The organism is Gemmiger sp. An194, from assembly GCF_002160145.1.
Lineage (GTDB): Bacteria > Bacillota > Clostridia > Oscillospirales > Ruminococcaceae > Allofournierella.
The window spans coordinates 24,853-41,131 of sequence record NZ_NFKA01000005.1 but is presented as its reverse complement, the minus strand read 5'-3'; the positions used below and the strand labels follow the sequence as shown (position 1 = coordinate 41,131).

18 protein-coding genes and 1 tRNA gene are annotated in these 16,279 nt (G+C 57.1%); 14 read left to right on the top strand and 5 right to left on the bottom strand.

Annotated elements, in window-relative coordinates:
- Positions 1-88: 88 nt before the first annotated feature.
- Positions 89-1,519: a VanZ family protein gene (locus tag B5F28_RS04405; protein ID WP_087293771.1), complete on the top strand. Its 1,431-nt coding sequence runs from the start codon at positions 89-91 to the stop codon at positions 1,517-1,519.
- A 309-nt stretch (positions 1,520-1,828) separates the two neighbouring features.
- Here B5F28_RS04405 and B5F28_RS04400 read toward each other — a convergent pair.
- Positions 1,829-1,913, bottom strand: a tRNA-Leu gene (locus B5F28_RS04400).
- Positions 1,914-1,978: 65 nt separating this feature from the next.
- On the bottom strand, positions 1,979-3,163 hold the full coding sequence (locus B5F28_RS04395; RefSeq protein ID WP_087293769.1) for a DNA recombination protein RmuC: 1,185 nt from the start codon (positions 3,161-3,163) through the stop codon (positions 1,979-1,981).
- Between the two features lie 104 nt (positions 3,164-3,267).
- Here B5F28_RS04395 and B5F28_RS04390 point away from each other — a divergent pair, with 104 nt between their 5' ends.
- From B5F28_RS04390 to B5F28_RS04340, 11 genes are all read left to right on the top strand, one after another.
- A complete protein-coding gene (locus tag B5F28_RS04390) occupies positions 3,268-4,074 on the top strand; it encodes a polysaccharide deacetylase family protein (protein WP_087293767.1) in 807 nt (268 codons plus the stop codon).
- Positions 4,075-4,320: 246 nt separating this feature from the next.
- Positions 4,321-5,187 (top strand): DUF5685 family protein, encoded by an 867-nt coding sequence (locus tag B5F28_RS04385; protein ID WP_087293765.1) that lies wholly within the window; start codon positions 4,321-4,323, stop codon positions 5,185-5,187.
- 33 nt (positions 5,188-5,220) lie between these two features.
- Positions 5,221-5,880 (top strand): J domain-containing protein, encoded by a 660-nt coding sequence (locus B5F28_RS04380; protein WP_087293763.1) that lies wholly within the window; start codon positions 5,221-5,223, stop codon positions 5,878-5,880.
- Position 5,881: 1 nt separating this feature from the next.
- A complete protein-coding gene (locus B5F28_RS04375) occupies positions 5,882-6,424 on the top strand; it encodes a hypothetical protein (RefSeq protein ID WP_087293761.1) in 543 nt (180 codons plus the stop codon).
- A gap of 51 nt (positions 6,425-6,475) precedes the next feature.
- Entirely contained in the window at positions 6,476-7,642 is a 1,167-nt protein-coding gene (locus B5F28_RS04370) for an AI-2E family transporter (protein WP_247643399.1), read from the top strand.
- Between the two features lie 118 nt (positions 7,643-7,760).
- Positions 7,761-9,068, top strand: coding sequence for an alpha-amylase family glycosyl hydrolase (locus tag B5F28_RS04365; protein WP_087293759.1), 1,308 nt, complete (start codon positions 7,761-7,763; stop codon positions 9,066-9,068).
- A gap of 43 nt (positions 9,069-9,111) precedes the next feature.
- Entirely contained in the window at positions 9,112-9,453 is a 342-nt protein-coding gene (locus B5F28_RS04360) for a phenylpyruvate tautomerase MIF-related protein (protein WP_087293757.1), read from the top strand.
- A gap of 155 nt (positions 9,454-9,608) precedes the next feature.
- On the top strand, positions 9,609-9,971 hold the full coding sequence (locus B5F28_RS04355) for a CidA/LrgA family protein (protein WP_087293755.1): 363 nt from the start codon (positions 9,609-9,611) through the stop codon (positions 9,969-9,971).
- A complete protein-coding gene (locus B5F28_RS04350) occupies positions 9,964-10,656 on the top strand; it encodes an LrgB family protein (RefSeq protein WP_087293753.1) in 693 nt (230 codons plus the stop codon). Before B5F28_RS04355 ends, B5F28_RS04350 begins: the two co-directional genes overlap by 8 nt.
- Before the next feature lie 18 nt (positions 10,657-10,674).
- Positions 10,675-11,283, top strand: coding sequence for a cytidylate kinase-like family protein (locus B5F28_RS04345; RefSeq protein WP_087293751.1), 609 nt, complete (start codon positions 10,675-10,677; stop codon positions 11,281-11,283).
- On the top strand, positions 11,258-11,947 hold the full coding sequence (locus B5F28_RS04340) for a FadR/GntR family transcriptional regulator (protein WP_087293749.1): 690 nt from the start codon (positions 11,258-11,260) through the stop codon (positions 11,945-11,947). Before B5F28_RS04345 ends, B5F28_RS04340 begins: the two co-directional genes overlap by 26 nt.
- A 45-nt stretch (positions 11,948-11,992) precedes the next feature.
- Here B5F28_RS04340 and B5F28_RS04335 read toward each other — a convergent pair whose 3' ends face one another.
- From B5F28_RS04335 to B5F28_RS04325, 3 genes are all read right to left on the bottom strand, one after another.
- The gene (locus B5F28_RS04335) at positions 11,993-12,604 is read right to left on the bottom strand and encodes a DUF1643 domain-containing protein (RefSeq protein ID WP_087183717.1); all 612 of its coding nucleotides are present in this window, start codon (positions 12,602-12,604) and stop codon (positions 11,993-11,995) included.
- Positions 12,605-12,839: 235 nt separating this feature from the next.
- Positions 12,840-13,670, bottom strand: coding sequence for an Mrp/NBP35 family ATP-binding protein (locus B5F28_RS04330; protein WP_087293747.1), 831 nt, complete (start codon positions 13,668-13,670; stop codon positions 12,840-12,842).
- Positions 13,671-13,694: 24 nt separating this feature from the next.
- Positions 13,695-14,510, bottom strand: coding sequence for a purine-nucleoside phosphorylase (locus B5F28_RS04325; RefSeq protein ID WP_087293745.1), 816 nt, complete (start codon positions 14,508-14,510; stop codon positions 13,695-13,697).
- Here B5F28_RS04325 and B5F28_RS14690 point away from each other — a divergent pair.
- Together B5F28_RS14690 and B5F28_RS04320 are read left to right on the top strand one after the other, a co-directional pair.
- The gene (locus tag B5F28_RS14690) at positions 14,494-14,661 is read left to right on the top strand and encodes a hypothetical protein (protein ID WP_158097513.1); all 168 of its coding nucleotides are present in this window, start codon (positions 14,494-14,496) and stop codon (positions 14,659-14,661) included. The genes B5F28_RS04325 and B5F28_RS14690 overlap by 17 nt on opposite strands.
- A 45-nt stretch (positions 14,662-14,706) precedes the next feature.
- On the top strand, positions 14,707-16,251 hold the full coding sequence (locus B5F28_RS04320; protein WP_087293743.1) for an oligosaccharide flippase family protein: 1,545 nt from the start codon (positions 14,707-14,709) through the stop codon (positions 16,249-16,251).
- Positions 16,252-16,279: the final 28 nt, after the last annotated feature.

The window sequence follows — 16,279 nt, the reverse complement described above, 5'->3', positions numbered from 1 at the left end:
AACAAAAGGAATGGATTATCGTTTTGATAAAAGAAAAATTAAGATAAAAGCAAAAAGTCAGCATTGTAATTTGTAAGGAGGATTATATATGGATGTTATTACAATTTTTCAAACCCTGTTTCACTGGGGAATCATTGCGCTGGTTGGCACAATGATTCTGCTGCTGACACTTGGGGGAGTTTATCTGATTTACAGAAAACTCTTTCATGGAAAGAAAAGAATAACAATAGAAAAGGTGATTTGTGCAGGGCTGCTGATTTGCTGGCTATTCCTGGTGTTTTGCCTCACATCAATGAGCCGTGGTGCAAACTTTACTGATTCTATTAACGTCGACTTCCTTAGTGGGTATATCAGCGCATGGAATAACTGGTCGATCAGTGAGTTGCAGCTGATTCTTTTCAATATTATCATGTTTACGCCACTGGGCTTCCTGTTGCCACTGTTATGGAAAAAGGCGGAAAAAATGTGGGTTACGGTTGTGGTATCCCTTTGCCTGACCGGGGGAATAGAAGTATTTCAGCTCCTTACGGGAACCGGAGTTTTTGAGTTGGATGATCTGTTTCACAATCTACTTGGCAGCATGTTTGGATATTTCTGTATTATGGCGGGTTTGGATGTTGCTCGAGAAAAGAAACTCCGTCTTGCTCCATTCGGAAAAGTCTTTTTGATTCCTTCACTGATTGCTCTGATTCTGGGAGTGGTATTTTGGGCCTATTACAATCAGCCATATGGAAATATGGACATCCTACCGGCGGCAGATCAGGATCTGTCAGCAATCAAAATTGTACAAGAATGGGAGTCCTCGTGTCAAAAGGTATCAGCTGCAGTGTATCAGAACAAATTTTCCGGGGATAAGAGCAGGTTCGAGAAGATCAGAGGAGCCATTGCAGAATTGGAACCGCTAACCTTTTCCAGAGCCATTCGTCGAGAGAATGAGAATATTGGATGTCTGGGGGAGAATGCGGAAGGAGCGGAATGCCGAATGATTTTTTTCTCCCGAACAGGAGAGTGGAGCTATACTACGTTTGTAGAAACAGCTGCGCGACTGACAGAAGAAACCATAGATTCGCTGCGAGTGCGCTATGAAGTATGGATGAACGAACAGGAGTTGCTTCCGGAAAATGTAGAGTTTTCTGTCCAGAACGGTGATACTCTGAGGTGGGATGTTCTGCCAATTTCCAGTTTGTTTGAAGGGGAAAAGGCATTTCAGCAGGGTTCTGTGATGATTCGATTGGATAAATCCGGTTTGCTGGCGGATTTCTTTTATCAGGTTACCTGGAATGAATATGTGTGCACCGAACCGATTATTTCAGAAAAGGAAGCGTATGAGCAGGTGCGGCGGGGCAAATTTGAACAGTATGTACCATTCCAGCCAGGGGATACACTGCATATCACGGAATGCAAACTGGAGTATCGTTACGATACAAAGGGTTTTTATCAGCCGGTTTACGAATTTAGCGGATACATCAACAGCAGTGAGAATCTGTGGGTTTGTCAGATTCCTGCGCTTCAACAATGAGCGGGTGATGTATTATGGTACAGCTTTATTTGAGATAAGCAGGAAAGGGGCGGAAGCCAAAAACTCCCGCCCCTTTTCTGCTTTTTGATGGTTTTCTGGATAACACAAAGTTAAAACAAATAAAGACAGAGTCATTATTTAAGATAAGGGCACTCAAGCCCGTTGTCCTTCAGCCAGACCTTGAAGTCCTGAAGCATTTGAAACTGCTGCTCCATGGTCAGCCGTTTGCCCAAGCCGCGCTCCTTTATCGGTTCCCGCTGAAACAGAAAATAAGAAAAGCCCCGGTCAAAGACCGGGGCTTTTCTTTTCTGGTGCGAGGAAAGGGACTTGAACCCTCAAGGTAAAAACCACATGCACCTCAAACATGCGCGTATGCCGATTCCGCCACCCTCGCATAATCCTGCGGCCGATTGTGACCGCAAGAAATAGTCTATCAGGTTTAAAGCAAAAAGTCAATACTTAACTTTCATTTTCTTCCAGGCCGCTCGAAACGATCATGGCGGCAGGATCGCTGTCTGCCGGGAGCTCGGTCACCTGGCGCAGCTTGCGCTGGATCTGCCGGGTGCGCACGCCCACCAGATTCTCCAATTCATGGCTGGCCTGGTTCAGTCGGTTCTGCGCCTGTGCCAGTGCCTGGCCAAAGGTGTCGAATTCCGCCTTCACGCTGGCGAGCACCTTCCAAACTTCACTGGAACGCTTCTGGATCGCCAGGGTGCGGAAGCCCATCTGCAGGCTGTTCAGCAGCGCTGCCATGGTGGTGGGGCCTGCCACCACGATCTTGAATTCCCGCTGCAGCCGCTCCGCAATGCCGCGGCGCACCACTTCAGCATAAAGCCCCTCCACCGGCAGGAACATGACCCCGAAATCGGTGGTGTGAGGAGGAGCAATGTACTTGTCGCGAATGTCTTTGCCGAAGCTTCGGATACGCTTGTCCAGCTCCTTGGCAGCGGTTTCCACTGCGGCCCGGTCGCCCAGATCGTAAGCGGCCAGCAGGGCGGAATAGGCGTCCGAGGGAAACTTTGCGTCAATGGGCAGCCATACCTGGCTGTCACCGTCACCGGGCAGACGCAGGGCAAACTCCACCCGGTCCGAGCTGCCGGGTACCGTGGCCACATTTTCAGCGAACTGCTCCGGGGCCAGAATTTCATTCAGAATTGCTCCCAGCTGAATCTCACCCAGAATGCCCCGAGTTTTTACATTGCTCAGAACCTTTTTCAGGTCGCCCACACCGGCGGCCAGAGTGCGCATCTCGCCCAGCCCTTTGTAGACCATCTCCAGCTGCTGGCTTACCAGACCAAAGCTCTTCTGCAGTTTGTCCTCCAGGGTCTTCTGCAGTTTTTCATCCACAGTCTGGCGCATCTCGTTCAGACGGCGGTCGTTGCTGGCCTGCATGGAGTTCAGACGCACCTCCATGGTGGTACGGATGCTCTCCAGCTTCTGCTCGGTCTGGTTGGCGCCCGCCTGCATGCCGGCCATTACGCGGCCGCTCAGCTCCTGACGGGTCTGGCGAATCTCCGCCAGCAGGTCCTGCCGTACCTTTTCCAGGTCCTCCCCGGACAAATCGCTCTGCGGCGGACGGCGCAGCAGAGCCAGCAGGCTGAATACACAGGCCAGAGCGGCCAGTACAAGGGTTGCAATTTCCATGTTTTTCTCCTTTAAAAAGGGGATAACCCATCCCCGAACTTCATAGCTATAAGTATAAAAGGTTTGCCGGGGCAAATCAACAACGGAAAACGAGGGGATCGGATATGAAAGCATCCATGAAACGAAAGCGTATTTTCTGGCTGGCCGCGTGGGGAGTGTGCTGCGCGGCAGTGGCCGGGGCAATGCTCTGGGCTGCCGGGCAGAGTGCGGTATGCAGCAATGCGGACTTGACCAACGTGCCGGTGGTTCCGGCGGCAGCGGGACAAAGCGAGACACCAGAGCAGGAAAAGCGGGTGTTTCTGACCTTTGACGACGGCCCCAACGTCACCACGGAATCGGTGCTGGATATTTTAAAAGAGAAAGGGGCGTGTGCCACCTTTTTTGTAGTGGGAGCCGAGAATAACCAGAAATATCTCCCTCTGCTGCAGCGTATGACCGAGGAGGGGCATCAGATCGGCCTGCACAGCTGCAGCCACAGTTACAAGACCATTTACGAAAGTCCCACGGCTTTCTGGGCGGACATCAAGCAACTGCGTCAGACCATTGAACCCTATGTGGATCTGGATGCCATTCATTGGCTGCGGTTTCCCGGCGGCAGTACCAATACGGTGAGCCACAAGTACGGCGGCAGCGGGATCATGAAAACCCTGAAGGAGCAGGCGGAGGAAAAAGGGTATCGGTATGTGGACTGGAACGTTTGCGCGGAGGATGCGGCGGGTGGCCATCCCAGCGCTGAAACGATTTACGAAAATGTGGTGAAGGAGGCTGAGGGCAAAACCACCTGCGTGGTGCTGATGCACGATACAAAGGCTACCAAGAATACGGTGAAGGCTCTGCCAGATATTATTGACTGGTTTTCGGAAAACGGCTACCGGTTCTGCGGCATCAGCGAACTGGATCAGCAGATTTGAGTCAGAAAGGCCGGGGTACATCCATGCCCCGGTCTTTCTGTGTGCTCCCGGGTTTCGGGCCGGAGATTTTCTTTGTAAATTTTTTTGGAACTTTGTCAGGAAAAGGTGCATTCGCGTTGTAAAGCGCGATAAAATATTGTATGATAGCCTAGTGCAATACCGCATGATTCCAAGGAGAATGGATGATACGGCGTTGCCAGATGTTTGCCCAGGGCTTCACACAAAACGCGGAAAGGAAACGGTGGAATGTTCGGATATGTCACTCCGGAAAAACCGGAGATGAAAGTGAAGGAATTCGAGAGCTACCGGGCCATGTACTGCGGGCTGTGCAAGCAGCTTAAAGCAGATTACGGCTTTTTGCCCCGGATGCTGCTGAACTACGACTTGGTCACGGTGGCCCTTCTGGCCGACGGCCTTTCCGGCGAGACGGGAAGCCCCTGCCGGGAACGGTGCATTGCCAATCCGCTGCAAAAGCGCTGTGTGCAGAAGGGCACCCAGGGGCTGCGGCTGGCGGCTGCGGGTCTTGTACTGCTCAGCTGGTACAAGCTGGTGGATGATGAAGCGGACGAGATCGCTTTCAAGCGGCTGGCGGCCCGTATGCTGCGGTTTGCTTTGCGGCGGGCCTATAAACGAGCGGCGGCGTTTTATCCTGAAATCGACGCAGAGCTGGCGCGCCAGACCGAGCTGCAGCAGCAGGTGGAGCAAAAGCAGACGGCTATTTATGACGAAGCGGCCGAGCCCACCGGAAATATGACGGCTCAGATCCTGGCGGCCTGCGCCGAAACGCCGGAGCAGGAGCGGGTGCTGCGCCGCCTGGGGTTGTTTCTGGGCAAGATTCTCTATTGGCTGGACGCGGCGGAGGACTACGAGGAGGACCGGGAAAAGCACCGGTACAATGTATTTCTGCAAAATGGCCTGAGCAAGGAACAGGCTGTGGAGCAGGCCAGGCTGCAGTGCAGGCTGGCAGCGGGGGAAGCAGCCCGCTGCTACAATCTGCTGGAGCTGCGGCTGAACCGCCCGATTTTGGATAACATTATTTTCCTGGGCATTCCCGGCAGTATTCAGCGGGCGGGAATGCCGGCACGCGGCGCACGGCGCGGCGGTTTGAATTGAATTTGCATGGAATGAGAGAAGGAGAGGACGAGAATGGACTCATATCAGGTTTTGGGCCTTGCGCGGGGCGCAAGCGAGGAAGAGGTAAAAGCAGCCTACCGGGCACTGGCGCAGAAGTACAACCCGGAAAACTACGAGGCAGGTCCCCTGCGGGAGGATGCCGAGCGCAAGATGAACCAGATCAACGAGGCCTTTGACACGGTGATGAGCGAGCTGCGCACCGGAAGCTCCGGCAACAGCGCGCAGAATCCCTATGGCCAAAATCCCTACGGGCAGAATCCCGGCCAGCAGCAGGGCGGCCCCCAGGGGGCGACCGGCAGCTACCCGGAGATCCGGGCGCTGATTCGCGCGGGCCGTGCGGATGAGGCGCTGGCTCAGCTGCAGAGCATTCCCAACGGCCCGGCCAATGCCGAGTGGAACTTCTTGATGGGCAGTGCCTATTATTACAAGGGCTGGATGAACGAGGCGCTGCGCTACTTCCAGCAGGCCTGCCGGCTGGACCCGGCCAACCGGGAGTATGCTGCTGCCCTGCACAACCTGCAGAGCAGCGCCCAGGGGCAGATGCCCGGCAATCCCTACGGACCCTACGGCGGCGCGCAGGCCAATGCGGTGGGCTGCAGCTGCTGCGATATGTGCATGGCCATGTATTGCATGGATCTTTGCTGCAGCTGCGGCGGGCAGGGGTGCTGCTGAGATGCGCAGGCGGCAAAGCGGCCGGATCGCACTGTGCGGTGTGATGTGCGGGCTTTCCATTGTGTTGATGCTCAGCGGCAGCATTATTCCCTTTGCGACCTTCTGTGCTCCGGCAGTGAGCGGGCTTCTGCTTATGCCGGTGGCGGTGGAATGTGGGATGCGGCTGGCCTGGGTGAGCTATGGGGCCATTGGTGTGCTGTCGGTGCTTTTTGTGCCGGATAAGGAGATGGCAGCGATTTTCGTCTTCTTCTTCGGGTGTTATCCGCTTTTGAAGGCGTACATCCAGCGGATTCCGACCAGGGCGCTACAGATGCTGGTGAAGGCAGTTTTCTTCAATGGTGCGGTGCTGGCAATGTACGGCGTTCTGCTGTTCGTTTTTCCGATGCCGAGTCTGATGGAGGAATTTGCGCAAACAGCGCAGTGGATGCTGGCGGCACTTCTGGTCATGGGCAACGCCTGCTTCTGGATCTACGACGCGGCGCTGAACAATCTGCTGCATGTTTATGTACTCAAAATGCAGCCCCGTTTGCGGCGGATATTGTGAGTTCCGGCGGAATGTAAATGAATAAGGAATCGATTTAACGGAGGAAACAGTGTGAACAAATGGCGGCCCAACCACCGCTTTTTTTCCAATCTGGCGGTGGTGTTGATTGGAATTACCTTTTATCTGGCCATGTCCAATCTGGATCTGGTCCATGGCGCTTTGAAAACCGTAATGGATGTTCTTGCGCCGTTTATCTGGGGCTTTGTGGTGGCTTATCTGCTGGATGCCCCGGTGCGCTGGTTTGAAACGAAGCTTGGCGGACGGCGGATTCTGAGCATTCTCATCAGCTATCTGCTGGCAGTCGCCATGCTGGTGGTGTTGCTCAGCTTTGTAATTCCGCAGCTGGTACAAAGTGTGACCATGCTCATCAACAATGCATCGGGTTATCTGAACAATCTGAACGGGGTAGTGAACAATTGGGGCGACCGGCTGAACATTGACCCGGAGGTCACCTCCGGCATGCTGGTCTCCTATACCGATCTGATGAATCAGGCTACTCAGCTGGCGACCAGATTTATGCCGGAGATCCTCAACTACGGTATGGCAGTGGGCAGCGGCGTGGTGAGTGCCCTCACGGCCCTCATCGCCTCGGTTTACATGCTGATGGACAAGCACAAGCTTTTGAGTCAGCTGCACAAGATCACCTATGCTTTCCTGCCGCTGCCCAAGGCCCGGCGAGTGCTCACGGTGTGCAGCCATGCCAACCAGGTGTTCAGCGGGTTTATCATTGGCAAGATCATCGACAGCGCCATCATCGGCGTGATCTGCTTTGTGGGTATGAGCCTGCTGGGCATGCCTTTCACTCTGCTGATCAGCGTGATCGTGGGTGTGACCAATGTGATTCCCTTCTTCGGTCCCTTCATTGGTGCGATTCCCAGCGTTATGATCCTGCTGATGGCAAGTCCCATCGACGCCATCAAGTTTGCCATCTTTGTGCTGGCGCTCCAGCAGTTTGACGGCAATATTCTGGGCCCCAAGATCCTGGGCGATTCCACCGGTCTGTCCGCTATCTGGGTGCTGGTGGCCATCATCGTGGGCGGCGGTCTGTTCGGCTTTGCCGGTATGGTGGTGGGCGTGCCCACCTTCGCGGTGCTGTATTCGCTCACCAGTGATTTCCTTGCCAGCCAGCTGAAGGCCAAGGGCATTACTGCAAATGGCGAGCCGTTGGAGCCGGAAGCGGTTGCTCCCGGAGAGAAAACTCTTTCGGAAAGTCAATAAGCATAACGCGCACAGAGTTTTCGTTCTGTGCGCGTTTTTTTGTGTAATTTTAGGCAAATCTATGGTATACTGGAAAGCAGAAACGGATGCCTTTTGGGCATAAAGGAGAGAACGCGATATGTGGTTTGACGAAGCAGTGATTTACCAGATCTATCCGTTGGGCCTGTGCGGTGCGCCCGCGGAGAACGACGGAGTGCAGGAACACCGGATTCTCCGGGTGCTGGACTGGGTGGAGCACATCAAAGCCCTCGGGGCGGACACCGTGCTGTTCAACCCGCTGTTTGAGAGCGATCGCCATGGCTACGATACCCGTGATATGACCCGGGTGGACTGTCGCCTGGGCGCCAATGAGGACTTTGCAAAGGTCTGCGCGGCGCTGCATGAGGCCGGGCTGCGCGTCATGCTGGACGGCGTGTTCAATCATGTGGGCCGGGGCTTCTGGGCCTTCCAGGACGTGCGGGAAAAGAAATGGGACAGCCCCTACAAGGACTGGTTCCACATCAGCTTCGATGGGAACACCGAGTACAACGACGGCTTCTGGTATGAAGGCTGGGAAGGCCACAACGAGCTGGTCAAGCTGAATCTCCACAACCCGGCGGTGGTGGATTATCTGTTCCGTTCCATCCGCGGCTGGGTGGAGCAGTTTGACATCGACGGCCTGCGTCTGGACGTGGCTTACAGTCTGGCACCGGAGTTCTTAAAGCAGCTGCGCGGCTTCACCTCCGGTCTGAAGGAGGATTTCGCACTGATGGGCGAGACCCTGCACGGGGACTACAACCGCTGGATGAACGACGAGATGTGCCACTCCGTCACCAACTACGAATGCTACAAGGGTCTGTATTCCAGCTTCAACTGCATGAATATGTTCGAGATCGGCCACAGTCTGGCCCGCCAGTTCGGCCCCGAGCAGTGGACCCTCTACAAGGGCAAGCACCTGTTGGCCTTTTTGGATAACCACGATGTGGAACGCATTGCCAGCATTCTGCAGAACAAGGAACACCTGCGCCCGGCCTATGGCCTTCTGTTCGGTATGCCCGGCACTCCGGCGGTGTACTATGGCAGCGAGTGGTGCATTGAGGGTAAAAAGAGCGATGGCGACGCCGCCCTGCGCCCGGCCATCGAGCTGCCCCGGGAAAATGAGCTTACCGAGTGGATCGCCAAGCTGGCGGCAGCTCACAAGGCAAGCAAGGCTTTGTGCTACGGCAACTACCGCAACGTGATGCTCACCAATCACCAGATCATCTTCGAGCGCAAATTTGAGGATGAGCGGGTGCTGGTGGCAGTGAACGCCTCCGGCGAGACCTACACCGCCCATTTCGATGCCCAGGCCGGCCGCGCGGTGGACCTGATCACCGGTGCGGACCATGACTTCGGCGGCGGCAGCCAGATGCCGCCCTACAGCGTGGCCTACTGGCGCACCGAGTAATCGTGAGTCGGATTTACTTCATAATCAGAAAGGACCAATCTTCATGCCCTATATTCATATTGTGACCAATGCTTCCATTCCGGATAATACCGAGGAGATGCTGAAAACCCAGTTGGGCCGCGCCATCGAGATTCTGCCCGGCAAAAACGAAAACTGGCTGATGCTGAACTTCACCGGCGACGCCCGCCTGTGGTTCGCGGGCAGCGATGCCCCGGCGGCTCTGGCCGAGGTGAGCCTGTACGGCGGTGCCCGCTACGATGCCTACGACGATCTGACCAGCCGGATCACCGAAATTCTGGAAAGCACGCTGGATGTGCAGCCGGAGCGCATCTATGTGAAATACGCCGAAACGGAATACTGGGGCTGGAACGGAAGCAATTTCTGACCAGTCTGTTATGAATGACCGCCCGCGGGGGAATTTTCCTCCGCGGGCGGTTTTCTGTTTTCCGTTGTCTTGACAAGGCTGGAAGTGCGCCGTATAATCAAAAACGCAACTGGTCCTACCAGTTGCGCAATGCTTGGATAAAGTGGGGAAGTCGAATGAAGTTTTTAAAGCAAGCGACCCGCATCCTCGCCATCTCCTTTGTGGGTGAGGTGCTGAAAGCGGTTATTCCGCTGCCGATTCCAGCCAGTGTATACGGGCTGGTCATCCTGTTGGTGCTGCTGTGCACCGGTCTGCTCCGGGTGAGTCAGGTGCGGGAGGCGGCGCTGTTTCTCATCGAGATCATGCCGGTTATGTTCATCCCGGCGGCGGTGGGCCTGACCGATGCCTGGCCCAGTTTGGCTTCGGTGTTCTGGCCGGTTGCGCTCACTGTTGTGTTCACCACCGTGTTGGTGATGGTGGTCACCGGCCGGGCCACTCAGTTTGTGATCCAAAGGGGAAAGGGGAAAAAGGATGCGTGAGTTTTTTGCCTCGTCGCTGTTTTATGGGGCGGCGGTCAGCCTGCTGGCCTACGAGCTGGGCCTTGCGCTGAAAAAGAAATTTCGTCTGGCGGTGCTCAACCCGCTGCTCATTGCGGTGATCTGCGTGATCGGGGTGAACCTGGTGCTGGGTGTGGATTACCAGAGCTACAACGCCAGCGGGCAGTATCTGTCCTACCTGCTCACCCCGGCAACGGTCTGCCTGGCGGTGCCCCTGTATGAGCAGTTGAGCCTGCTGAAGGAGAATCTGAAGGCAGTGGTTTGCGGCATCCTGTCCGGCGTTCTGGCAAGCCTTGTGGGTGTGCTGGCCTGCGCCAAGCTGTTCGGGCTGGACCACGAGCTTTATGTGACCCTGCTGCCCAAGTCCATCACCACGGCCATCGGTATGGGCGTGTCTCAGGAGCTGGGCGGCATTGTCACCATCACGGTGGCATCCATCATCATCACCGGCATTCTGGGCAATGTGATCGCGGACGGTGTGTTCAAGCTGTTCCATATCCAAGAGCCGGTGGCGAAGGGTCTGGCGCTGGGCAACTCCGCCCATGCCATCGGTACCGCCAAGGCCATGGAGCTGGGTGCGGTAGAGGGTGCCATGAGCAGCCTGGCCATTGCGGTGGCGGGCCTGTGCACCGTGGTGGGCGCTTCGGTGTTTGCCCAATTTATGTAACCTGCGGAGGGGATAACCATGAAACAACCATTGATCGTGGCGGTGGGCCGTCAATACGGCAGCAGCGGCCGTCTGGTGGGCGCAAAGCTGGCCGAGCGCCTGGGTGTGGATTTTTACGATAAGGAAAAGCTGATGTCCATTGCCCGCAGCACGCCGGATTACAGCGAGGTCAAGGCCTTTTATGAGGAGCGGCCGGTGAACAGCCTGCTCTATGCCATTGCCATGAATGAGGAGCCTGCCGTAACAAGCGAGACGGTGTTCCGCCGGATTCGCGCCTTGATGCAGGATCACAGCGGTGTACTGATCGGCCGGTGCGGCAATGTGATTTTCCGCCCGGATGCAAACGCCGTGAGTGTGTTTATCCATGCGGCTCCCGAGATCCGCTGCCAGCGCATTGCCCAGCTGGAGAACATCTCGCCGAAAAAGGCAGCGATACGCATGCAGGAGGTGGACGAGGAACGAACTGAGTTCCACAAGTATTTCACTGGTGAGCAGTGGGGCCAGGCCGAGGGCTATGAGCTTTGTCTGGACAGTGGGATTCTGGGCGTGGACGGCTGCGTGGAAATGATTCTGAACTATCTGCGCTGGAGGGGATTGCTGGATGAAAGCGAAGCCACCAGCAAGTGAGGAGAAATCCACCGCCCGTACCTACGATCTGGTGCTGGAATACCTGAAAGGCCAGATTCTGGAGGGCAAGCTGACTTTGGGGGCGAAGCTGCCCTCTGAGCGCAGCCTGATGGCGGAGCTGGGACTTAGCCGCAACTCGGTGCGGGAGGCGCTGCGCCAGCTGGAAAACATGGGCTTTGTGCGCAGTGTGCACGGGCAGGGTAGTTTTCTGGTGAACGAGGCCGGGCAGGGGTTTTCCTCCATCCTTTCCATGATGCTGCTGCTTCGCCAGAGTGACCGGGGCGAATTCCTTACCTTGCGTGAAAGTCTGGAAGGTGCCGCTTACGAACGGGCGGTGCGCCTTGCTCCTCCGCAGCCAATCCAGGCGATGGAACAGGCGGTGCAGGCGATGGAGCAGGCACAGGAGCCGGGCCAGCTGGAAGAGGCCGAGAGCCGGTTTCACCGGAGCTTGATCGAGGCGGGGGAGAATCAACTCATCGCCGCGATCATGGAGGCACTTTCCAGCCAGGGGGATCTTTACCGGCGGGAGACGCTTGCCCAGCTGGACGAGGCCACCCGCACCCCTCTGCTGGATACCCACCGCCGGATTCTGAAGGCGCTGCAAACCGGCGATGCTCCACTGGGCCGCGCCGCACTGGCGGAGCACTTCCGGTTGATTCAATGAAAAAAACACCCTGATCCCGTGAAAACGGGTTCAGGGTGTTTTTTCTTACAGACTTGCCTGGTAGGCAGCCACGTCAAAGGGGTCCAGAGCGGAATCCTTTTTCAGATACAGCGGGTGGTGGGGATGTCCCTTCACCGAGGGCTTGCCCGCCTGATACCACACCGCACCAAACTGCTGGCCCAGCTCCATCATGTCCGCCAGGCACTGCTTCAGGTAGGGACGCTTTTCGATGATGGTGCCCCAGGCCGCCCACAAAGCCGGATGTTCGCCGCTGCGCTCCAGCACCCAGCGGAAGGCGTTCATGTTCTCCCGGTGCAAAGGCTCGTTGAACTCCTTGTCCATCTGGTCCGGGTTGGTGGCTCGCTGGGCGTACACATTGAACATGATGAAGGAGTCAAAACCGTTACCCAGAGCGATGCGCTGCACGGATTTCAGGGTGTTGTCCAGCGCGTCGGGGGCGGCGGTGGAGGGATTGATGCCGATGGTGATCAGCGGGCGCTTGCCCACGGTGCCTAGAATATACCGGTATTCCGAGTAAAAATCCGGGATGTATAGCCAACGGCTTCGGTCGTATTCGGCGCTCTGGTCCCGGTGCTCCATGGCTTGCTGAAAGGTGAGGATCTCAAGCTGCCGCGTTTCGCAGGCGGGAATGTGCATGGAAAAATACCTCCTTGGTGAGATAAAAAAATGCCCCGGGCAGGCGGGAAGGATCACCCGGCTTGCCACGGGGCATTCGGTTCAGAATAAGGCGGTGGACCAGAAAACGGCTCCGGCGATGAAGATCACCGCAACGATCAAAAGAAAGCCGAGCAGATACCCGGCGGTCAGATGCTCGCGGAACATCCGGGTCCACTCCTTCGGTGGTTTGGCGCCTCCCATAAGCCAGGATAGCTTACTTCAGCAGCGCCTGCACCGCGTCGGCTGCGGCGTTCAGGTACTGGCCGCCATACACCTCGATCAGGCCCTGGTCGGCGCACTCTGCCAGCTTGGGGTCGATGGGGCACTTGGCCAGAACGGAGATGCCGTACTTGGCGGCAACCTCGTCCACATGGCTCTCGCCGAATACCTTGATCTGCTTGCCGCAGTCCGGGCATTCCACGTAGCTCATGTTCTCCACCACGCCCAGAATGGGAATGTTCATCATCTGAGCCATCTTCACGGCCTTGCCCACGATCATGCTTACCAGCTCCTGCGGGCTGGCAACCACGATGATGCCATCCACCGGCAGGGTCTGGAACACGGTCAGGGGAACGTCACCGGTGCCCGGAGGCATGTCCACGAACAGGAAGTCCACGTCCTTCCAGATCACGTCCTGCCAGAACTGCTTCACCGCGCCGGCGATCACGGGGCCACGCCATACAACGGGGTCCTCCTCGTGCTCCAGCAGCAGGTTGATGCTCATCACATCAATGCCCATGCGGCTTTCGATGGGCCAGATGCCGTTCTCGTCGCCCATGGCGCGGCCATGGATGCCGAACAGCTTGGGGATGGAGGGGCCGGTGATATCGGCGTCCAGGATGCCCACGCCGTAGCCGCGGCGGCGCATCTCCACGGCCATCAGGGCGCTGGTCATGCTCTTGCCGACGCCGCCCTTGCCGCTTACCACACCAATAACCTTCTTAATGCTGCTCAGCTTGTGGGGGGCCTCATGGAAATCCTGAGGATTCTGACGGCTGGAGCAATTTTGACTGCAGCTGCTGCAATCATGCGAACATTCGCTCATGATTTGTTTCTCTCCTTTTTTCTATTACAGCTCGGCAATGATGCCGCTCACCAGATTCTGCAGCACCTGTGCGCGCTGGTTGGCGATCTCAATGACTTCATCACCGGAAAGCTTCTTCTTTTCAATGCCCGCGGCCATGTTGGTGATCAGGCTCATGGCCAGAACTTTCAAGCCGCAATGGCTGGCAGCGATCACCTCGGGCACGGTGCTCATGCCAACTGCGTCCGCACCCAGGGTGCGGAAGGCGCGAATTTCGGCGGGGGTCTCGTAGCTGGGGCCCATGTAGCCCAGATACACACCCTTCTGCAATGCAACGCCCTGCTTTTCAGCCACCTGCTCAGCAAGCTCACGCAGTGCCGGGGTGTAGGCGAAGGTCATGTCGCAGAAGCGGGGGCCGACGGCTTCGTCGTTGGGGCCGGTCAGGGGATTGGCACCCATGAAGTTGATGTGATCCTCCAGCAGCATCAGATCGCCCACCGAGAAGCTGGTGTTCACACCGCCCGCGGCGTTGGTCAGGATCAGGGTTTCCACACCCAGAGCCTTCATCACCCGGATGGGGAACACGATGTCCTGCATGGAGTGGCCTTCGTAGTAATGCAGCCGACCCTGCATGCACAGCACCTGCTTGCCGGCCAGCTGCCCGGCCACAAAGCGGCCTGCATGGCCCGGCGCGGTGGAGACCGCAAAGCCCGGGATCTCGCTGTAGGGCACATATACCGGCGCTTCAATGCGATCGGCCAGCCCGCCCAGTCCACTGCCCAGAACGATGCCCACAGTGGGCGTTTCGGGCAGACGGCTGCGCAGCAGATCGGCCGCCTGCTGAATGGTTTCCATCATCATTGTAAATCCTCCTGCGGCCCGCCGCAAAACGCGCGCGGGCAAAGTGAAAGTGTCCGGTAATGATTTTACCACACCTGTCAACAAAAGAAAAGAATCCGCCAACAAACCAAAAGCGATTGCCGCATCAAAGCATATTCTGTCACCCGAATGAATACCCATGGAACAGGCAGCTTGAGCCGAAAGAAAGGGTGGGCCCATGGGCAGACTAAAAACCTATTTAAAGAATGTGGCAATCCTCACGATCACCGGCCTGGGGCTGCGGGCGGCGGGCATGTTTTTTCGGGTATACATCGCCGCACGCATCGGGGCCGAGGGTATGGGCCTGTATCAGCTGATCTTCACGCTTTACAGCCTGTGCATCACGGTGGCCACTGCGGGTGTTTCGGTGGCAGCCACCCGGCTGGCAGCGGAGGAATTGGCCCGCCCGCAGCCCGTCCGGGCAAAAGGAGTTCTGGGCCGGGTGATGGCGCTTGCCTTAGCCTTTGGTTTTGCCGCAGGGGTGGTGCAGCTGATACTGGCCTGGCCTGCCGCCCGCTATTGGTTGGGGGATGTACGGGCAGCGCCCTCGCTGGCACTGCTGGCGCCCAGTCTGCCCTTCATGGCAGTGGGCTCAGCGGCCCGGGGTTATTTCTTCGCCCGACGCAAGGTGGGTCCCAATGTGGTCAGTCAGATTCTTGAACAGATCATCCGTATTGTCCTGGTGCTGCTGATTCTTCCCGGTGCGGTGCAGCGGGGTGTGCAGTACGCCTGCGCTGCGGTGCTGGTGGGCAGCATGGTCAGCGAGGTTGTATCTACCCTGCTGGTGATGTGGTACTACCGGCGGGATATGAACCGGACCTTCGGCGATGCCCCGGCCCAGGTGCCCAGGGGCACCTCCGGGCGAATCTGGCGCATTCTGGCCCCGGTGGAAGGAGGCCGCTGCCTGGACAGTGCCCTCCACACCGTGGAAAACACGCTGGTTCCCGCCTGCCTGCTGGCCTTTCTGGGCAGCCGGGAGGAGTCGCTGGCTCAGTTTGGCGCACTCAAGGGCATGGCCATGCCGATACTGCTGTTTCCGTTTTCCTTCCTCACTCCGCTGGCCACCCTGCTGATGCCGGAGGTCACCGAAGCTCACATTTTAGGACGGCAGAAAACGCTGGAAACGCTGGTGGGGCGCATCATGCTGTTCACCACCACCTTTTCGGTGCTGGCCGGGGGCCTGATCGCTTTGTATGCCTACCCGCTGGGCCGCATTCTCTACCACGATGAGACCATCGGCTTTTATCTGGCGGTGCTGGCCCCGGTGCTGCCGGGCATGTACCTGGACGCCATGGGCGATTCCATCTTAAAGGGCCTGGGCGAGGAGGTGGCTACCTTCCGCTACAGCATCTGGGATTCCCTGATTCGAATCGGTCTGGTGATTCTGCTCATGCCCCGCATGGGCATGAAGGGCTTTTTGTTTGTGATGATCTGCTCCAACGTGCTGTCCGCGCTGCTGAACATCTTCCGCATCGAGAAGGTGGCACGCATTCGCACTCGCTGGTACCGGTGGTTTGTGCAGCCTGCCTTGATCTTTCTGATCTCAGCGCTTTTGGGGCAGAGGAGTTTGCGCCTGATGGGAGTGAGTGGCGACTGGCCGCAGCTGCTGCTGGGCTGCCTTGTCACCGGCGGGCTGTACTGCCTTTTGATGCTCCGCTTTGGCCTGTGGGACGCGGTGCAGGCCATCCTGGCCCGGCGAAAGCCTGCAGGCAGTGCCGCCTGAATTTGTGGCCGTTTTGCCTATACAAGCA

What these genes read in the sequence shown, in the direction of transcription:
- B5F28_RS04405 (WP_087293771.1), top strand. Translation starts at nt 89, where the DNA reads ATGGATGTTATTACAATTTTTCAAACCCTGTTTCACTGGGGAATCATT.
- B5F28_RS04395 (WP_087293769.1), bottom strand. Translation starts at nt 3,163, where the DNA reads ATGGAAATTGCAACCCTTGTACTGGCCGCTCTGGCCTGTGTATTCAGC.
- B5F28_RS04390 (WP_087293767.1), top strand. Translation starts at nt 3,268, where the DNA reads ATGAAAGCATCCATGAAACGAAAGCGTATTTTCTGGCTGGCCGCGTGG.
- B5F28_RS04385 (WP_087293765.1), top strand. Translation starts at nt 4,321, where the DNA reads ATGTTCGGATATGTCACTCCGGAAAAACCGGAGATGAAAGTGAAGGAA.
- B5F28_RS04380 (WP_087293763.1), top strand. Translation starts at nt 5,221, where the DNA reads ATGGACTCATATCAGGTTTTGGGCCTTGCGCGGGGCGCAAGCGAGGAA.
- B5F28_RS04375 (WP_087293761.1), top strand. Translation starts at nt 5,882, where the DNA reads ATGCGCAGGCGGCAAAGCGGCCGGATCGCACTGTGCGGTGTGATGTGC.
- B5F28_RS04365 (WP_087293759.1), top strand. Translation starts at nt 7,761, where the DNA reads ATGTGGTTTGACGAAGCAGTGATTTACCAGATCTATCCGTTGGGCCTG.
- B5F28_RS04360 (WP_087293757.1), top strand. Translation starts at nt 9,112, where the DNA reads ATGCCCTATATTCATATTGTGACCAATGCTTCCATTCCGGATAATACC.
- B5F28_RS04355 (WP_087293755.1), top strand. Translation starts at nt 9,609, where the DNA reads ATGAAGTTTTTAAAGCAAGCGACCCGCATCCTCGCCATCTCCTTTGTG.
- B5F28_RS04350 (WP_087293753.1), top strand. Translation starts at nt 9,964, where the DNA reads ATGCGTGAGTTTTTTGCCTCGTCGCTGTTTTATGGGGCGGCGGTCAGC.
- B5F28_RS04345 (WP_087293751.1), top strand. Translation starts at nt 10,675, where the DNA reads ATGAAACAACCATTGATCGTGGCGGTGGGCCGTCAATACGGCAGCAGC.
- B5F28_RS04340 (WP_087293749.1), top strand. Translation starts at nt 11,258, where the DNA reads ATGAAAGCGAAGCCACCAGCAAGTGAGGAGAAATCCACCGCCCGTACC.
- B5F28_RS04335 (WP_087183717.1), bottom strand. Translation starts at nt 12,604, where the DNA reads ATGCACATTCCCGCCTGCGAAACGCGGCAGCTTGAGATCCTCACCTTT.
- B5F28_RS04330 (WP_087293747.1), bottom strand. Translation starts at nt 13,670, where the DNA reads ATGAGCGAATGTTCGCATGATTGCAGCAGCTGCAGTCAAAATTGCTCC.
- B5F28_RS14690 (WP_158097513.1), top strand. Translation starts at nt 14,494, where the DNA reads ATGGTTTCCATCATCATTGTAAATCCTCCTGCGGCCCGCCGCAAAACG.
- B5F28_RS04325 (WP_087293745.1), bottom strand. Translation starts at nt 14,510, where the DNA reads ATGATGATGGAAACCATTCAGCAGGCGGCCGATCTGCTGCGCAGCCGT.
- B5F28_RS04320 (WP_087293743.1), top strand. Translation starts at nt 14,707, where the DNA reads ATGGGCAGACTAAAAACCTATTTAAAGAATGTGGCAATCCTCACGATC.